15 protein-coding genes are annotated in these 18,163 nt (G+C 45.9%); 13 read left to right on the top strand and 2 right to left on the bottom strand.

Features of this window, described 5'->3' with window-relative positions:
- Positions 1-288: 288 nt before the first annotated feature.
- The 12 genes from JUB15_RS03335 to JUB15_RS03280 all read left to right on the top strand — a co-directional run bounded on the left by JUB15_RS03335 (position 289) and on the right by JUB15_RS03280 (position 13,395).
- On the top strand, positions 289-879 hold the full coding sequence (locus JUB15_RS03335) for a hypothetical protein (protein WP_207510895.1): 591 nt from the start codon (positions 289-291) through the stop codon (positions 877-879).
- 166 nt (positions 880-1,045) lie between these two features.
- Positions 1,046-1,897 (top strand): class I SAM-dependent methyltransferase, encoded by an 852-nt coding sequence (locus JUB15_RS03330; protein WP_207510894.1) that lies wholly within the window; start codon positions 1,046-1,048, stop codon positions 1,895-1,897.
- A gap of 455 nt (positions 1,898-2,352) precedes the next feature.
- Positions 2,353-3,360: a DNRLRE domain-containing protein gene (locus JUB15_RS03325; RefSeq protein ID WP_207510893.1), complete on the top strand. Its 1,008-nt coding sequence runs from the start codon at positions 2,353-2,355 to the stop codon at positions 3,358-3,360.
- A 292-nt stretch (positions 3,361-3,652) separates the two neighbouring features.
- Positions 3,653-5,125 carry a tRNA (N6-isopentenyl adenosine(37)-C2)-methylthiotransferase MiaB gene (miaB, locus tag JUB15_RS03320; RefSeq protein ID WP_207510892.1) on the top strand — a complete coding sequence of 491 codons (1,473 nt, stop codon included), beginning with the start codon at positions 3,653-3,655 and terminating at the stop codon, positions 5,123-5,125.
- Positions 5,126-5,405: 280 nt separating this feature from the next.
- Positions 5,406-6,650, top strand: coding sequence for a sigma-54 interaction domain-containing protein (locus JUB15_RS03315; RefSeq protein WP_207510891.1), 1,245 nt, complete (start codon positions 5,406-5,408; stop codon positions 6,648-6,650).
- The gene (lptE, locus tag JUB15_RS03310) at positions 6,634-7,191 is read left to right on the top strand and encodes an LPS assembly lipoprotein LptE (RefSeq protein WP_242696172.1); all 558 of its coding nucleotides are present in this window, start codon (positions 6,634-6,636) and stop codon (positions 7,189-7,191) included. The genes JUB15_RS03315 and lptE overlap by 17 nt, the downstream gene beginning before the upstream one ends.
- 9 nt (positions 7,192-7,200) lie before the next feature.
- Positions 7,201-8,805 carry a DUF8458 domain-containing protein gene (locus tag JUB15_RS03305; RefSeq protein ID WP_207510890.1) on the top strand — a complete coding sequence of 535 codons (1,605 nt, stop codon included), beginning with the start codon at positions 7,201-7,203 and terminating at the stop codon, positions 8,803-8,805.
- Position 8,806: 1 nt separating this feature from the next.
- On the top strand, positions 8,807-9,136 hold the full coding sequence (gene secG / locus JUB15_RS03300) for a preprotein translocase subunit SecG (RefSeq protein WP_207510889.1): 330 nt from the start codon (positions 8,807-8,809) through the stop codon (positions 9,134-9,136).
- Between the two features lie 245 nt (positions 9,137-9,381).
- Positions 9,382-10,437 carry an endolytic transglycosylase MltG gene (gene mltG / locus JUB15_RS03295; protein ID WP_207510888.1) on the top strand — a complete coding sequence of 352 codons (1,056 nt, stop codon included), beginning with the start codon at positions 9,382-9,384 and terminating at the stop codon, positions 10,435-10,437.
- Positions 10,434-11,414 (top strand): YihY/virulence factor BrkB family protein, encoded by a 981-nt coding sequence (locus JUB15_RS03290; RefSeq protein ID WP_207510887.1) that lies wholly within the window; start codon positions 10,434-10,436, stop codon positions 11,412-11,414. Before mltG ends, JUB15_RS03290 begins: the two co-directional genes overlap by 4 nt.
- A 292-nt stretch (positions 11,415-11,706) precedes the next feature.
- On the top strand, positions 11,707-12,312 hold the full coding sequence (locus JUB15_RS03285; protein WP_207510886.1) for a thioredoxin family protein: 606 nt from the start codon (positions 11,707-11,709) through the stop codon (positions 12,310-12,312).
- A gap of 402 nt (positions 12,313-12,714) precedes the next feature.
- The gene (locus JUB15_RS03280) at positions 12,715-13,395 is read left to right on the top strand and encodes a DUF4142 domain-containing protein (protein WP_207510885.1); all 681 of its coding nucleotides are present in this window, start codon (positions 12,715-12,717) and stop codon (positions 13,393-13,395) included.
- Between the two features lie 210 nt (positions 13,396-13,605).
- Here the strand turns inward: JUB15_RS03280 and JUB15_RS03275 are convergent, their stop codons facing one another.
- Positions 13,606-14,067: a TlpA disulfide reductase family protein gene (locus JUB15_RS03275; RefSeq protein WP_207510884.1), complete on the bottom strand. Its 462-nt coding sequence runs from the start codon at positions 14,065-14,067 to the stop codon at positions 13,606-13,608.
- A 191-nt stretch (positions 14,068-14,258) separates the two neighbouring features.
- Positions 14,259-14,846 carry a TrmH family RNA methyltransferase gene (locus JUB15_RS03270; protein ID WP_207510883.1) on the bottom strand — a complete coding sequence of 196 codons (588 nt, stop codon included), beginning with the start codon at positions 14,844-14,846 and terminating at the stop codon, positions 14,259-14,261.
- 148 nt (positions 14,847-14,994) lie between these two features.
- On the opposite strand from JUB15_RS03270, the gene JUB15_RS03265 reads away from it, so the two are divergent.
- Entirely contained in the window at positions 14,995-18,084 is a 3,090-nt protein-coding gene (locus JUB15_RS03265) for an AsmA-like C-terminal region-containing protein (protein ID WP_207510882.1), read from the top strand.
- The last annotated feature ends 79 nt before the right edge of the window (positions 18,085-18,163 follow it).

Here is an 18,163-nt window from a genome sequence, read left to right as displayed (position 1 = left end):
CCGACTTGGATTTACATAAAGCAGCACTTGTCAACAAACTTAACCGGTTCCAGGTTCCGAAGCTGTTGACTGTATGACCTGCTCATAACCGACCAGATCATAAAAGCATTTTGACGGCATGCCTTCACAAGAAGGTCGTATGGCCATCAAATCTGCTGTCGTTATTTGCTATATTGCTTATGTATTTATACTCGGATCATTTCGGGATTAAATATAAGTCGAAAAATCGATACAAAGTGCATGCACATCGATTTTCCCGACAAAATTTATAAATCGATACTTAATTAAATGGACGCGGTAGATCGATTAAAAATAGCGATAGAATCTATAAAAAACGAAGAAAATCTTGCGAACCCAGACAAGGAAAAGCTTACTAATGAAGCTATTGCAACCAAATTATGGTATGAGGCTACCAATTATGTATCTGATATTTTAAGCCGTTCGAAAAAAATCACCAAGCTTTTTCTAAAGCGCCTGCAGCGCGAATATTCGATAAGCGCAGAGTGGATTTTAACCGGAAAAGGAGAAATGCTGATACCGGCAGCTCAAAGGACTGGTCCACGGGAAACCAGTTCTTCATATAGAACAGAGACGCCAAAAATTAAACTGAATACGCCTGACGGGATTTTGTTGCTTGACCCAGAGAACAAAGATCAGCGATTATTGCTGAATACATTGATCGCTGACAGGGAGAAATATCTAAAGGACGCAGAACTAAGAGCAGAAAAAGCCGAACACGAAAAAGTTGCACTCGATTTACTTAAAGAAACCCTCGAAAGGCTTGTTGTTATGGCGAATCGAATTGATATCAACCTGAATTTATTGAAGGCTGATCTTGACGCACTAAAAAATCAGCAATCAGGCGGAACATCAGAATGATCCGCTCAAATAACACTGTGAGCACCGCGTAAGCAGGCAATCCGCTCAAATCGCTGCACTAAAAAGTCTCCCCCATCGCCGGTTTACCTCCCGGAAATTAATTAAATTTAGGTAAGCTTTGATTACTGCAAAGTGCAACCGTATTACCAAGCCAGGAGGGTGGGTTATGCAAGACAAGCTCATTAATAACGTTTCCGACACAGCGCTATGGATCGCTGCCTTCAGGGCCCTGGAATCTGAACGCCCCGACGCCGTCTTTAAAGATCCACTCGCCCGAAAACTCGCCGGCGAACGCGGGTTTCAAATGGTGGAAGCCACACCCATTAAAGACCATATGGCCTTTGCCATGGTAACCCGCACAACTGGTATCGACAAGCTGATCAACATAGCCATTGAACGTGGTATTGACGCCGTTATTAACCTGGGCGCCGGCCTCGATACAAGACCTTACCGAATGCCTTTGCCTGTTAACCTGCGTTGGCTCGAAGTGGACTTTCCCAACATGATCGAATATAAAAGCAAACTGCTTGAAAATGATATCCCGGCCTGTCACCTGCAACGTTTAGCAGTTGACCTGTCGAACGACCAGGAACGCAAAACCCTCTTTGCCCAAATCGGTGCTGAAACCAGAAGAGCCCTCGTCATAACGGAAGGCGTGGTAGGTTATCTTACCAATGAACAGGGCGCGCGCTTATCAAAAGACCTGTTTGCCGTACCAACCTTCCATTACTGGATCCTGGATTACCATGGAGGTTTGCGCCGTCACCGGCGGGCAACCGATCTGAAAAAAATCCTGTCTAACGCGCCGCTGCAATTTGATGTGGAAGACCCGATAGGCTTTTTTACCAGCCATGGCTGGAAAGTACATGAAAATATTTATCTGCTCGATGAAGGTGATCGCATTGGCCGCAAGATTCCACCCTTTAAATTTCCCCTCAGTCTTTTCATCAAATTATTCCCCAAAAAAGCGCGAGAAATCGGGAATAAGACCTATGGCTATGTTCTGTTCGGAAAATAGCATTTCAGTCACACTTATTGGCGGAATTTGCACGCTTATTGCCAAAATCTACACACTTATTGCCAAATCTGCACGGTTACCAATTTTTTCGCATAATCTCGCTATTTGCATGTAATTTTATTCATCAGTTGTAGATAAACGTTATACAACGCACCTCTCCACATATACAGGTCATATATGCAGGCATGACCAAACAATCCACTCACTGTTAAAAGGTCATTTACTAATTGGTTACTGCTCCATCCGGAGCTGAATGACTTATACATTTTATATAAACGATTTTCCCTGCAGGAAAAACAGCACCGGCAGTAACGGCATCCTGTTCGTGCTGCAAAGGGATCTGTATGCCTTATCCAACAACCATTAAACTGTTAGCTATTGACGAAGACCATCTTTGAAACCAAACACATCGATCCATTACCAACCAAAAGTTTCACTTCAATCAACTTTATTTTATGAAAAAAATCAACTTTCGTCTTTTACAATCCGCTTTAGCCGTCCTCGTTAGCAGTGGTGCATTCAGCCAGGCAACGCAAACTGAAATGATCTTTCAGCCCGATGCCTGCCGCGGTAAAGATGCGCACGTGTTAACTATTTCAAACATTCCAAGTGCTGCAGATGGTAATTATGCAACATTGGAAGAGCTGGTGCCAACCGCCTGGACTTTTAACGGTGCTCCCGGTTATCTCAGGGCGTTCATCGATTTCACCGATCTGCAATCAATTCCACAAGGAACAACGGTAACGTACGCTTACCTTTCCCTGTATGGCAAACCATCTTCACCTACGGCTCCGCAAGGCAACCAGGGTGCGAATGGCTGTTATGTACAACGGGTCACTGGTAGCTGGGCTGAAAATACCCTTACATGGAATAACCAGCCTACAGCAACTGCCACTAACCAGGTAGCATTACCCGCTTCAACATCCCAGTGGAACTATGATGTAGTTGATCTGAACGTAACTGCGCTTGTTCAGGACATTATCAACCAGCCTCCGGCCAATCGCTATGGCTTCCTGATAAGACTGCAGAATGAAAGCTACTATAGATCGATCATTTTTGCATCCAGCGATTACTCAGTAGCTGCAAGACGTCCCAAACTGCGTTTAGGCCTTAACTTCTGCAGTGATTCGGTTGCCAGAAAATCAACCCAGGAGGGCAAAATATTTACGCCTGATGTGGTCGAGAACGGGAAATTGCAGAGTGGCATTTCAGCCCTGGTAAGAACAAACCTCGGCGCAAACTCAGTTATTGTTGATTATGAGCTTGCCAATGAAGGAAAAACCTACATCGAAATCATTTCTATCGACGGTGCTGTACTGAAAACACTGGAAGTAGCCGGCACTGTAGGAAAACACACCAGAACGATCCCTTACGACGCCAGGATCTTGAAAAACAAAATGGCGGTACTGGTAGTAAAACAAGGCGCCAGCAAAACGGCCAATCCATTTGTTATATCCCAATAAACGCTTTCACCAATCCGTTCAAACGTCCCGATTCGTCGGGACGTTTTCGTTAAAGGCAATGGTCAATGGTCAATGGTCAATGGTGAATGGTGAATGGTGAATGGTGAGTGGCTCGCGACAATTGAGACCAATATGCTATCTTGCGCCTTCCGCCTTCCGCCCATTATCACATTATCAAATTATCAGATTATCACATTATCACATTAGCTAATCAGCTAATTATGCTGCTCTGTCAACCTGTCATTTTTACCCTTTTTTGGCTATCTTTGCCATCCCAAAAACTGAATTGTTGATGTTAGAGCGGATGAACCATACGATGCACGAAGAAAGCAGGCAGGGAGAAGCCTATGCCCCCTTTGTTAATGACCCCGTGGCGTATAACAAAAAATTTTATATCGAAAGCTATGGTTGTCAGATGAATTTCTCCGACAGCGAGATCGTAGCTTCTATTTTAAATGAAAACGGATTCGGCGCAACCCGCAACTTTGAGGAAGCCGATTTGATCCTGATCAATACCTGTTCCATTCGCGAAAAAGCCGAACAAACCGTGCGCAAACGCCTGAGCGACCTGCGTATCGTCAAGAAGAACAATCCCGGCGCCCTCATTGGCGTACTGGGCTGTATGGCTGAGCGGCTGAAAGCGAAATTCCTGGAAGAAGAAAAGCTGGTCGATATCGTGGTAGGCCCCGATGCCTATCGCAGCCTGCCCGGCCTTATCATTGAAGCAGAAACCGGCCAGAAAGCGGTTAACGTGCTCCTGAGCCGGGAAGAAACCTATGCCGACATCTCCCCTGTTCGACTCGACAGCAACGGCGTATCGGGTTTTGTAAGCATCATGCGCGGGTGCAATAATATGTGCTCGTTCTGCGTAGTACCCTTCACCCGGGGCCGCGAACGAAGCCGCGACCCGCATTCTATTATAAAAGAATGTACTGATCTGTTTGAAGCTGGCTATAAAGAAGTGACCCTGCTGGGCCAGAATGTAGATAGCTATTACTGGGTACCGGAACAGTCTATGGAGCTTTCCTCCCCCTCCACGGGAGGAGGCCGGGGGGAGGCCAGCCAGGGGGAGGCGGTGACCTTCGCCAACCTGCTCGAAAAAGTAGCCCTGATTGACCCCACCTTACGCGTTCGATTCTCAACTTCGCATCCGAAAGACATCACCGATGATGTACTGTTCACCATGGCGAAGTATGAAAATATTTGCAAATACATCCATCTGCCGGTGCAAAGCGGTTCTACCCGCGTATTGCAGCTTATGAATAGAACCTATACCCGCGAATGGTATATGGCCAAAGTAGATCGCATCAGGGAGATCATACCCGATTGCGGCATCAGCTCCGATATCATTGCCGGTTTTTGCACTGAAACGGAAGAAGACCACCAGGATACGCTGAGCATAATGAAGCACAGCCGGTACGATATGAGCTATATGTTCTTTTACAGCGAGCGTCCCGGAACACTGGCCGCCCGCCGCTATAAAGACGATGTGCCTGAAGAAGTGAAGAAAAAGCGGCTCGACGAGATCGTGAAACTGCAGAATGCGCTCAGCCGCGAAAGCAACCAGCAGGATCTCGGAAAAACCTTTAAAGTTTTAATAGAAGGAAACAGTAAACGCAGCGACCAGGATTGGATGGGACGTAACAGCCAGAACAAAGTAGTTGTTTTTCCCAAAGAACATTATAAGTTGAACAAAGGCAACTATGTAATGGTTAAGGTATATGACTGTACAGGCGCTACGTTAATTGGAAAAATTGAAGCATAATCCAATTAACCATTGGCAGTTGGCCATTTGCAATTACCGGTTTGCAACAATCCGCCAATCCGTACACTTGTTGCCATCCTTGACAATAATTGCAAACCAGCCTGCCGGCAGGCAAACTGCCAGCTCCAAACGCCAACAGCATAAACCGGCCCTATACTACAGAGGGCATGTATTAAAATGACATATACAGGGCATGGCCCTGATTAAAATAATCCGGATCACCTTCATGCAGAATCATTACATGATAAACGCAGAGGGTATCTGAAAAATTAGTAGTCAAGTGGATATTCAAAGCATCAAAAACAGGTTCGGCATTATTGGTAATTCGCCGGCATTGAACTTTGCCCTGCAGGTAGCTGCACAGGTAAGCAATACCGATCTTACCGTGCTGATCACCGGTGAAAGTGGCGTAGGTAAAGAAGCATTTTCAGTGATCATTCATGCTTTATCGGCTCGTAAACACAATCCTTTCATTGCTGTTAACTGCGGCGCGATACCCGAAGGCACTATCGATTCGGAACTGTTCGGCCATGAAAAGGGTTCATTTACGGGAGCTGTAGATGCGCGCAAAGGCTATTTTGAAACCGTGAACGGAGGTACCATCTTCCTGGATGAGATCGGTGAAATGCCGCTCGGCACCCAGGCCCGGCTGCTGCGTGTGCTTGAAACCGGCGAGTTTATCAGAGTAGGTTCTTCCAAAGTGCAGAAAACAGATGTACGGGTAGTAGCAGCCACTAACAAAGACCTGCTTACTTACACGCAAAACGGCAAATTCAGGGAAGACCTGTATTACCGCTTAAGCACCGTACCTATCAGGGTACCTGCCTTGCGCGACCGGCCCGAGGACATACCGCTCCTGTTCAGACGATTCTGTGTTGATTTTGCAGAGCGATATAAAACCACCCCGGTGCAGTTGGATGATGAGGCAAAAGATGTGTTAATTAACTACCCCTGGCCCGGTAATGTGCGCGAATTGAAGAATATTGCAGAGCAGATCTCGGTACTGGCATCAGACAAACTGGTTTCGGCCAATGAGGTGAAACGGTTCCTGCCTAACCGCGATTTTAATCGTTTACCGGTGCTGGCCCACGCCAGTGGTAGCCCCGTTTCCAATGGCCATGAATTCGCCAACGAACGCGAGATCCTGTACAAGCTCTTTTTTGATATGAAAAAGGACGTGACCGAACTGAAAAAGATGTTTGTCGATATCTTGCAGAATCCGGGTACTGCCGTGCAGAACCAGTCATTAATAAATGAGCTGAAAACAAAAGAACTGTTGCCCGCCGCATACGTACAGCCCGTAGGGCCTGTTCAACAGCAGCCGGTAATGATCCACCATGACAATGAAGATATTCATCATCATGAAGAGGTAGATGAGTCGCTCAACATCATGGACAAGGAAAAAGAACTGATCGAAAAAGCACTTAAAAAACATAAAGGCAAACGTAAGGACGCCGCCCTCGATCTGGGTATCAGTGAAAGGACACTGTACCGTAAATTAAAGGAATATGACATTAAAGAATGATAAAATCAATGGACAATTGACAACTGGCAATGGACAACGAATAAGATTGTCTATGGTCTATTGTCTATTGCCAATTGTCCTGTTGTTTGCCGGTTGTTACTCATTCAAAGACATCGGTTCTATCCCCCAGGATGTAAAAACCTACCGGGTACAATTGATTGAGAACAGGGCCCGGTATGTGAATCCGATATTAAGTCCACAGATCACCGATAAATTACGCCAGAAGATCACCGGTCAAACCCGGTTAACAGGGGTGCAAACGGATGATGCCCATTACGACATTGGCGGTACCATCACCGGGTACAATGTTACTACATCAGCGATTTCGGACCAGCAGGCTGCCGGCCAGCGGCTTACCGTAACAGTGCATGTTGTTTTTAAAAACAACTTAGACCCTTCAAAGAACTTTGAAGCCGATGTTTCCCGTAACTTCGATTATTCGGCCAACCTGACTATTACGCAGGCAGAGGCCCAGTTAAATGAAACCATCATCAAGAACGTGGTGGATGAAATTTTCAACCGTATTTTTTCAAACTGGTAAGCTGGTATAATGCAATATCATATCCAAACGCTGGTAAAGCACCTTTTTGATAAGGACTCATTCGAACAGGTAACCGTGCAGGAACTGAAGCAGTTCACGGATGATTATCCTTATGCAGCGGTGGGACAATTCCTGTACGCCAAGAAGCTGAAAGACAGTGGTTCTTATGATAATTATGAGCAGTGCCAACAGGCTTCCCTATACTTTCATAACAGCTTATGGCTGCGCTGGCAGTTAGATCAGAAAGAAGAAGCCCCTGCCATGCCCAGGACTGAAGAGCCTATGCAGCAGCCGGGATTCAGGATCGTGGTTCAAATGCCGAAAACCGGGCAGGCAAACTATACTGCTCCGCCAGCAGAGGAAGAGAATCAGGAAGGATCGGCCATTCAGGCATCGGCGACCGGCGTACCAGAAGAAACACCTGTTACAGAACAACCGGCTGCCGAACAACCAGCAGCAGCTGCTGCTGAAATGCCGGAAGCAGAAGGCATCAGTCTGCAGGTGAATGAAGACGGCTCCCTGGTTGAACAGGTGGCCCCCGAAGAAGAGCAGGCAGCTGAAATTGGATCGCTTGAGCAAACCGAGGAGGCCACGCTGGAAACAGCTTCCGCGGTAGCCATCGCAGAAAGCAGCCAGCTGGCAGAAGAAAATACGGCGGGACCGGCCGGGCATGCAGTAAGCATCTCCGAAGAAGCTTTGAGCGCATCTGCCACTACCAAAGAGAATACAGAGATCGATGACATAGTTCCCGCCATAGAAGCAACGCCATTAGAGGTAGAAAAAGCAAGGGAACAGGATGAAATTGTGCCAGCCGTGGAAGCAACCCCACTGGAAGTGGAACAGGCCCGAACCGAAGATGAGATCGTTCCGGCAGTGGAAGCAACACCGCTTGACATTGAAAAAGCAAGGGAGCAGGATGAAGTTGTTCCTGCAGTGGAAATAGCACCGGAAGAAATAGCTGCCGTTACCGATTCAACAACGGTTGCAACACCGGCAGAAGAGACTGCAGTGAACGCTGAAATGCCACCGGCCGAGATCGCCATCGGGGAAGCAGCGGCAACCGGGATCGATCTTGAAGAACAACCGGTTACAGCCGTTACTGAAAATAGTAAAGAAGAATCGGCCGCCATTACTGCAGCAGCAGAACAGCCGGCCGTTGCCGCCTCAGCAGCACCGGTTCAACCCCAGCCTTATAGCTTAACCCCCGGCAAACTGGAAGGCCAGACCGCCGTTGACCCTGGTGAACCGATCTTTGAATCTTATCATACCATAGACTATTTTGCGTCGCAGGGCGTTAAATTGATGCAGGATGATCTCAAAGACCGGCTGGGTAAAAAAATGAAAAGTTTTACCGACTGGCTGCGCAGCATGAAGCGGATCGGTGGTCCCATAGAAACAAACACTTCGCTCGACGAAGTGACGAACCAAAGCATTCAGCGCATTGCCGAACATTCGGTAGAAGAAAAAGAGGTATTGACCGAAGCAATGGCCGAAGTTTGGGCCAAGCAGGGAAACGCCGCCAAAGCCATCCGGGTATACGAGAAATTAAGTTTGCTTAATCCCGCCAAAAGCCCTTATTTTGCGGGCAGAATTGAACAATTAAAAGCACAGTGACATGACGTATTTGTTCCTGGTACTTATTATTATAGCTAGTGTGGCCATCGGGTTGTTTATCCTGATCCAAAACCCCAAAGGCGGCGGATTGGCCGGTAACATTGCCGGTTTCAACAGCCAGTTCATGGGTGTGAAACAAACAACCGATGTACTGGAAAAAGGTACCTGGGTTATGGCAATTGCAATTGCCCTGTTATGCCTGTTCTCGGCATTTTTTATCCCTGCAGGTAAAAGCAGCAGCCGCGAACCGGTAAATGCAAGGCCGGCAGCTACAGCCCCCGCTCCTGCCAGTGGTTCACCTTTACAAAATACACCCGCTCCGGCGAAATAATAGATTGTAAAAAATTAGCTCAACCCTGTCTTTTTTCGGGCAGGGTTTTTTATTTTGGTGAATGGTGAATGGGCAATGGTTAATCGTCAATAGCCTCATAAAATTTCTGCTTGCCGATTACGTTATTACCCTCGAAAAAGGGGGTTCTATTCACCATTGACCATTCCCAATTGACTATTAGCATAGTTATTGCACCTACAGCCAGGAGATGAAGCAACAGATGATAAAAAAATAATCTATATCCCATGTTCAGAAAACTGGTCACAAGCGTTCTGATTATAGCAGTGCTGGCAGCCGCCTTTGCCGGATGGTTATTCTTTACAGCCAACACCGCATTCAACCAAAAATCGAAATACCTCTATATACGCACCGGTCATGCGACCTGGCCCGAAGTATTAAAGACTTTCCGTGACAGCAATCTTGTAAAAAGTCCCGCCGCCCTCGACCTGCTGGCGACCCGGCTGGGTGTACCCGAAAAGCTGAAAGCCGGCCGTTACGAAATTAAGCAGGGCATGAGCCTGATGGACATTTCGCGGTTATTGCGCAATGGCACCCAGGCCCCGGTAAAGCTCATTATTACCAAACTGCGCACGAAAGAGAACCTGGCCGGCTTCCTGGGCCGCAAAATGGAGGTAGATTCTGCGGATGTGATAGCCTGGATGACGAACCCCGATACCCTGCAGCCATACGGGTTCGATAGCAATACCGTCATGGCCATGATCTATCCGAATACCTACACCTATTTCTGGAACGCATCCATACATACGATCTTCAACAAGTTCTATAACGAATACAAAAAGGTATGGACCGATGCCCGGCGCGAGCAGGCGCGTAAACAGGGCCTCACACCCGCTATGGCCTATACGCTGGCATCAATTGTAGAAGAAGAGACCAACGACCTCGAAGAAAAAGACACGATTGCCAGTGTATACCTCAACCGCTTACGCAAAGGCATGCGCCTGCAGGCGGATCCTACCATTAAATTTGCCATGAAAGATTTTACCCTAAAGCGTATTTATTTAAAATACCTCACGGTTGAATCGCCTTACAATACTTACATGAATACAGGTTTGCCGCCGGGACCCATCTGTACCCCGTCGCTGCAAACCCTCGATGCAGTTTTACAGTCACCACAAACGAATTATCTTTATTTTGTAGCCAAAAGTGATTTTTCCGGCCGGCACGTGTATACCGAAACCTATGATCAACACCTGAAGGTTGCCAAGGAGTTTCAGAAAGCACTGGATATTGAACAACAGAAAAGAGCAGCCGCTCAGCAAGATCTTGAATCCCCTGAATGAACGTAGAACGAATTATATTAAACTCACCTCCTATCCGCTTTTTTACTGAAAAAAGCAAGAAGACAATATTGCCCGGATTCGACGGTGTGCCGCTGTACGATGTAATGATGTTCTTTAAAGAACAGGTACGCCGCGTGGGATTAACGGAAAGGGCATCGGCCATATCCTATAACTTTATCATGTCCATTCCGCCCTCCTGTCTGTTCCTGTTCACCCTGATCCCGCAATTGCCTTTCGTAAGGCGCGGACAGGTTAAACGGCAATTGCATGTCATCATCAGGGATATTATTCCTGCCGACACATATAACAAGGGGATCATCAGTTTTGTCGACAGCTTTTTTAAAGAAGATCATATAGCATTACTGTCATTCGGTTTCCTGTTACTCATCTTTTTTGCTTCCAATGGAATGATGGGCTTAATGCGTTCCTTCAATAAGAATTATATCGGATTCGAAAAACGCACGGGCCTGAATGCGCGCATGGTGGCCATTAAACTTACTATTCTCCTGATGGGACTGATCCTGGGCTGCCTGCTGCTTCTCATTGCACAGAGCGCTGTGCTGAAGTTTTTAGGTATCAGGAACGCTGCGGTACTGGCCTTCATCGGTGTATTCAGATGGCTCTTCATCATTGCCCTGATCTTTTATGCCATCGCCTTCATTTATAAATACGCGCCGGCTATACAGAAGCGATGGAAACTGTTATCGCCCGGCGCCATACTGGCCACCTTCTTAAGCATCCTCACTACCGTTGGCTTTTCAATATTTGTAAACAATTTTGGCAAGTACAATGCGCTGTATGGGTCCATTGGTACCATCATTGTGTTGATGATCATCATTTACATCAATTCGCTGGTATTGCTCATCGGGTATGAGCTGAATGTAAGTATACATTCCATTAAGGCCATGTCGGTTGAGCGGCAGAAGCAGGTGCATCACGACACAAGTGACGATCTCATTCTTCATGACCGGGTATAAGAAATCCCAAATACCAAAAAACAAGACCCAAAGAATACATCCAAAACCCAACTACCGAAAACCAAAGCACACATTAAAAATATTCCCCATTTTTTAATAAAATTTTTAGAACCGCCTGGCAGAATTAACTAGGTAAAACCACCATTTTTTAGTAAACTTTGCATAGCTGCATTTGAAGTGATCTGTTACGTTGAAAGCTCCATTTAAAATTTTCATGAGCATATCCAGTATGAAGATCTTAATTTAGGTAAATTCCCTCCGGCCCTGTTAATAACCTTTAAAAAGATGTCAGATGAAAAAAACAATGACCAGCTTATTGCTGTTACCCGCAATGGTGTTTTTATCGTTTACTATGAAAGACCCATTACCATTGGGGTCAGTCGTTCCCAAAGCAGACAATAAGTTAAAAGATATTTCCGGCAAAGAAGTAACGTTGAATGAGGCTAAGAAAGAAAACGGTTTGCTGGTAATGTTTAGTTGTAATACCTGCCCTGTTGTGATCAACAATCAGACCCGTACCAGGGAAATCTGTCAGTTTGCCTCAAAGCAAAACATTGGTGTGGTTCTATTGAATTCTAATGAAGCTAACCGCAAGAGCTCCGAGTCACTGGCTGCCATGCAGGAGTATGCGAAAGGACAAGGGTACAACTGGTATTATGCAGAAGATAAAAACAATGAGCTGGCCGATGCATTTGGAGCCACCCGTACACCTGAGTGTTTTCTGTTCGATAAAAATGGAAAGCTGGTATATCATGGCGCTATTGATGACAGTCCATCCGATGCAGCCGGAGTTACCCGGGTACATTTAAAAGAAGCAATGAATGAAGTAGTGAGCGGAAAAGAAGTATCTGTTAAACAATCCAGATCGGTTGGTTGTAGTATTAAGAGAATTTCATAACACCAATAAGTCCCGTTTTTAAAATCTGTACAATCCCGCCACTGGCGGGATTTTTTATGCAGAACGCAAAACGCTGAACGCTTAACGCAAAACGCAAATGCAAAATGCAAAACGCTCCAACCTAAGACCTCCACTTCAGACCTCCGACTTCAGACTTCAGACTTCCGACCTCCGGCTTCAGGCCTCCGACTTCAGTCTTCCATTATCAATGTTGTACTCGCTTAAGCACCACAATTTACCTGTTGAATTTACTCCCCAGTGCTGGCAATGTGTTCACTTCACCCCTTCATATTATGACGTTTACAATGCTACAATGTGGCAAGGCATAAAATATGCTGCTCATACATCAACCTCTACAATCCGCTGCCGCTAAACTTTTAAAAACACCAAAAAATAGTTCAAATGAAAACAACAATTTTTTATTCTTTCGCAGTGTGCGCGATGACCACGATGTTTGCCTGCCAAAGTCCGACAAATAACGATGGTACAAACGCAGATTCAACAGGCGCTATAAGATCAGCGCCAACTAACACCGGTGTAGACCGGGATATGGACCGCGATATGGCTGGTGATTCTGCGCGGGCAGGAGTTGGCACCACAGGAGAAACTGGAGTGGGTACTACTGGAGAAGCAAACCGCGGAGCGCTAGATGATCGCACGCAGAAATTCATGAATGAAGCTGCCATGGGCGGGATGGCTGAAGTTCAGTTAGGTAAACTCGCCCAGGAAAGAGCAACCAATGCACGCGTAAAGAACTTTGCTGAAATGATGGTGCGTGAACATTCAGAAGCTAACAATGAGCTACAGTCGATCGCACAACGGAAAAATTTAAATTTACGTAAAGAACTGGAGGGAGAACATAAAGACCATTACGAAGACCTGAGCAAAAAGAAAGGTGCAGATTTTGACCGGGCTTATATGAAGATGATGGTTGATGACCACCAGGATGATATCAATGCATTTGAAAAAGCAGCTGAAAATGGTACTGACCCTGACATAAAAACTTTTGCATCGCAAAAGCTGCCTACACTCAGGAAACACCTTGATTCAGCAAAAGCTATTCAGAAAAGTCTGAAACAGTAGGGTTTATTTTTCGTACTAAACATGCACATTGAGTAACAAACGCCGAACGCTTAACGCAAAACGCTTAACGCCGAACGCAAAACGCTCAATGTGCATTTTTTTATCCTGCGTATGCCCTCTTCCCTTACGTTTCTGCACATCGAGGCACATTGCATCATCACAACCTGTCCCGGATTTTAGTCGGGATTATCACATCATCACATTATCACATTATTTTTTCACTCCCGTAAGTTTACTTACCTCCAATTCAATCTGCCTGTCGGTCATAGGCCGCCCATAAAATTGCCGGTAAACGGTTTTGTTATTTATGAATACAGTTGAAGGCAATGTACCATCCCATTTGGGATCTATCTTCGGACAAAAATAATCGGCATTGGTTTCGTTAAGCCAGAAGAAAGTAGCATCGAATTGCTTCTTATTTATCAACTCCTGTATCTTGGATGGATATGATGTAGCAAAGTCGATACTGATCAGCAACAGCTCTACTTTCTGATCGCTGTACTTTTTTACGGTCTCCATAAAATAAGGAATTTCCTCCACACAGGGAGCGCACCAGGTAGCCCAGCAATTAACCACCAGCGGATGGTCGCTGTTCTTTATGTACTCTTCCACTTCAGTGATCTTTACCTTTTTAATGGTTTGGGAAAACACTGTTACCGTAATCAGTAACAAACAAATTGATATCATTAAACCTTTCATCCAATAAGTTTTAAGTTTTAAGTTTAAGTATTAAGCTAACTCGAACCAATTAGCCTAACAACTTAATAACTGAACAACTGAATAACTAAAGAACTAAAGAACTATGAACTATGAATTTTGAACTGTGAACTTTGAACTTTGAACTGTGAACTGTGAACTTTGAACTATGGTTCTTCAAATCCCCATTTATCGAGCAGCTCATTCAACTGAGGTTGTGGTAAACGGCAGCTATCGTAATGTCCTGCCAGTTTCTTTTGCCGTTGCGCTTCATACAGCGTAACCGCACACGCCACAGAGATGTTCAGCGATTTTATAATGCCTACCTGCGGAATAATGAAATTACCATCAGCCAGGGCCCTGATCTCATCACTAACACCCGAATGCTCATTACCAAACACCAGCGCAATACGCCCGGTAAAATCAATATCGTATAAATTAACGGCATCACTGCTAAGGTGGGTAGTTAAAATCCTGTCATATTTCTGCCGCAAGGCAGCAAAGCATTCTTCGGCATTGGTGAACTGATGAACGGAAAGCCATTTGGCGGCACTGCTGCTGCTTTTCGCCCCCCATTTTTTATGGCGTGGGATCCTGGTGTTCAGCACATATACTTCCTGCACGCCTACTGCATCACAGGTACGCATTACAGCTGAAATATTATGCGGGTCAAATACATTCTCAAGCACTACTGTTAAATCACTTTGCCGCTTATTCAGTACTGCCAGCAGGCGGGCACGTCTTTCGGGAGTCATGTTCTAATTAATTGATATATTTAAACAGTGAACGTATCATGATCTATTAAATTGACCTCTAATTAAATAATAATTAAACTCTAATTAGAGAATTGAATTACTTAAACTATCTTCACATAACAGATAATTGCAAGTAAACCAATTACCTATGCTTAAAAAAATCGCCAAGATCACCGGCATTTCACTGGCCGTCCTGATCGTTATCCTGTTCGTGGCCCCTTTCATTTTCAAAGGCAAGATCATTGCCATCGCCAAAGAGCAGATCAACAGGAATATAAACGCCAATGTTAATTTCAGCGACCTTAACCTCTCCTTCTTCCGCCACTTTCCCCGGGTATCCGTAGCGCTTGAAGACCTGCAGGTAGTTGGCACCGATGTTTTTGCCAAGGACACGCTCATCAGCGCCAAAGAAATTGATGTAGCTGTTAACCTGTTCAGCGTAATCGGCGGCAAGAATATGAAAATTTATTCGGTTAATATAGACGAACCGCGGATTCATGCCATTGTTACCAAAGAAGGCAAAGCCAACTGGGACATAGCCAAACCCGACACCGCCACCACCACGCCAACAGATACCAGTTCATCGGCCTTCCAGATGAACCTGCAGCATTATGCCATCAATAATGCATACATCAAATACGATGATGCCAGTACCGGCATGCATACAGAGCTGGTTAACCTTACCCACGAGGGCAGCGGCGATTTCACCAGCGACCTGTTTACGCTTAAAACCAACACGAAGGCCGACGGGGTTACCTTTGTTTATGGTGGTATTCCCTACCTCAGGCATACCAAAACCGGCATTGACCTGGATATTGAGGTAGATGCCAAAAACAGCAAATACACCTGGAATACAGACGAAATAGCGCTGAACGATCTGAAACTGGCGACAGCAGGCTTTTTTCAGCTGGTGAACGACAGCACTTACAATATGGATCTAAGCTTTAAAGCGCCTTCAACCGACTTTAAAAGCATTCTGTCATTGATCCCGGCCGTTTACCAGACAGACTTCGAAAAGATTAAAACAAGCGGGAAAGCCCTTTTTAACGGTACGGTAAAAGGTACCTACAGCGGCAACCAGCTGCCTGCCTTCAATGTTACACTGGATATACAGAATGGCTTCTTCCAGTACCCCGATCTGCCCAAGCCGGTTAAAAATGTAAACATCCAGCTGAACGCATTTAATAAAGACGGCGCAATTGATAACACCGTTATAAACATACTGAAAGGCCATATTGAATTTGGCAACGATCCTTTCGATTTTCATGTACTGTTCCAAAAGCCTATGACGACCCAGTATATCGATGCGGCTGCGAAAGGCCACCTCGACCTGGCCGGCATTACCCAGTTCATAAAGCTGCCCGGCACAAAACTGGCGGGCACCGTTGACGCGGATGTCCAGGCTAAGGGCAGCCTGGCCGTTGTACAAAAACAACAACCGGGAGAATTCACTGCCAAAGGCTTTGTTAACATCAACAAGCTGTATTATGCATCGAAGGATTTTCCGCAACCGATCCAGAATACCAGCGCCCGGATCAATTTTGAAAGTCCCGATGGTGTGGCAGACCATGCGGTAATACAAATTCCCGCCGCACACGCAGAGATCGGAAAAGATGTGATCGATCTTACGCTGTTGCTCAGGACATTGGCTTCTGACCCTTATTTTGATGGTACCGTCAAAGGAAGTTTTAACCTGGCCAACGTTGCGCAGTTCTATACATTTGAACCGGGCACCTCGCTGGCAGGTAACCTGCAGGCCAATGTAGCGGTTAAAGGCAAAAAATCATTTATCGATAAGAGCCAGTATGATGCCATACAAACAGCAGGCACCGTACAGGTTACCAACGTAAGTTACAGATCAAAGGACTATCCCGACGGTGTTAACCTCAAAAACACCCTGCTCACATTTAATCCAAAGAATGTAACGGTGAACGATGTAACCGGCAGCTTTCAGGGAACCAATTTTAACGCCAACGGCAGCTTTGATAACCTCATCGGGTATGCGTTGAAAGACGAAACGCTGGCCGGTGTATTGAATGTTTCCGCCGATAAAGTAGACCTGAACAAATTAATGGGTACCACCAGCGCTTCAACTACAGCGCCTGCCCCCGCAGCAAAGGATACCGCAGCAACCACGCCAACGGCGGCTGCGGGCGAACCGTTTGCTGTTCCCAAAAACATTAACCTTACGCTCAATGCGAAAGCAGGCAGCGTAAAATACGACAAGGTAGATTACAACAATATTGCGGGTACGCTGGCGATAAAAGATGAGACCGTGAGCATGAAAGATGTGAAAATGCAGGCGCTCGACGGAAACATTGCCCTTGGCGGCACCTACTCTACCAAACTAAGCAAAAAGAAGCCAGCCATTTCGCTTACCTATGACATTCAGAACCTGGACATTCAAAAATCCTTTTTTGCCTTCAACACATTCCAGAAACTGATGCCGATCGGACAGTTCATTTCGGGCAAATTATCTTCCAAGCTCACCATGAACGGCAAACTGGGCGAAACCATGATGCCCGACCTTACGACGCTTACCGGCAATGGCTCGCTCCTGTTGCTGGAAGGTATGCTGAATAAATTTCCACCGCTCGAAAAACTGGCCAATACCTTTGACATCAACAGCCTGAAAGCAATTAACTTAAAGGATGTGAAAAGCTATTTTGATATAGCCGACGGAAAAGTGTTTGTAAAACCTTTCCACGTAAAAGTGCAGGATATGGATATGGAGATCGGCGGTAAACATGGGCTCGATCAGTCGATCGATTATGTGATCAACATGAAAGTACCGCGGGAAAAGCTGGGCAGCAAGGCCAATGCCCTGGCCAATAGCCTGGCAACACAGGCCAGCAACAAAGGCATTCCCATTAAGCTCAGCGAGATGATCAGTTTTAAAGTAAACGTGGGCGGTTCCATCAATAACCCCAGCATCAAAACCGACCTGGCCGGTTCGGGTAACAGCCTGGCCGACGAAATGAAAGACCAGGCCCAGGAACTGTTGGCGGCAAAAAAAGCTGCTGCCGACAGCGCCATGGCCGCCGCCAAAAGCGCCGCTAAGGACACCATGCAATCGGTAAAGAACGAGGCCAAGCAGGCGGCGAAGGATTATATCGCCAAACAGGTATTTGGCCAGAAGGATACAGCCGCCACCAAAGACAGTGCAAAGAAAGACATTAAACAAAGCGCGGAAGACAAAGTGAAAGGTTTGTTGAAAGGACTGAAGAAGAAAAATTAGCTAATGTGATAATTTGATAATGTGATAATTGGAATACAATAATTTAGTCTGCTTTTCTTATACAGAGCTCGCGCAAGGG

The sequence above is a fragment of the Longitalea luteola genome, from assembly GCF_017356035.1.
GTDB lineage: Bacteria > Bacteroidota > Bacteroidia > Chitinophagales > Chitinophagaceae > Niastella > Niastella luteola.
Note: the sequence above shows the minus strand (reverse complement) of the source record. Positions and strands in the feature narration are given on the sequence as shown.

Bases quoted from the DNA above. Each gene is read 5' to 3' on its own strand.
- JUB15_RS03335 (WP_207510895.1), top strand. From the start codon at position 289: ATGGACGCGGTAGATCGATTAAAAATAGCGATAGAATCTATAAAAAAC.
- JUB15_RS03330 (WP_207510894.1), top strand. From the start codon at position 1,046: ATGCAAGACAAGCTCATTAATAACGTTTCCGACACAGCGCTATGGATC.
- JUB15_RS03325 (WP_207510893.1), top strand. From the start codon at position 2,353: ATGAAAAAAATCAACTTTCGTCTTTTACAATCCGCTTTAGCCGTCCTC.
- miaB (WP_207510892.1), top strand. From the start codon at position 3,653: ATGTTAGAGCGGATGAACCATACGATGCACGAAGAAAGCAGGCAGGGA.
- lptE (WP_242696172.1), top strand. From the start codon at position 6,634: ATGACATTAAAGAATGATAAAATCAATGGACAATTGACAACTGGCAAT.
- JUB15_RS03305 (WP_207510890.1), top strand. From the start codon at position 7,201: ATGCAATATCATATCCAAACGCTGGTAAAGCACCTTTTTGATAAGGAC.
- secG (WP_207510889.1), top strand. From the start codon at position 8,807: ATGACGTATTTGTTCCTGGTACTTATTATTATAGCTAGTGTGGCCATC.
- mltG (WP_207510888.1), top strand. From the start codon at position 9,382: ATGTTCAGAAAACTGGTCACAAGCGTTCTGATTATAGCAGTGCTGGCA.
- JUB15_RS03290 (WP_207510887.1), top strand. From the start codon at position 10,434: ATGAACGTAGAACGAATTATATTAAACTCACCTCCTATCCGCTTTTTT.
- JUB15_RS03285 (WP_207510886.1), top strand. From the start codon at position 11,707: ATGAAAAAAACAATGACCAGCTTATTGCTGTTACCCGCAATGGTGTTT.
- JUB15_RS03280 (WP_207510885.1), top strand. From the start codon at position 12,715: ATGAAAACAACAATTTTTTATTCTTTCGCAGTGTGCGCGATGACCACG.
- JUB15_RS03270 (WP_207510883.1), bottom strand. From the start codon at position 14,846: ATGACTCCCGAAAGACGTGCCCGCCTGCTGGCAGTACTGAATAAGCGG.
- JUB15_RS03265 (WP_207510882.1), top strand. From the start codon at position 14,995: ATGCTTAAAAAAATCGCCAAGATCACCGGCATTTCACTGGCCGTCCTG.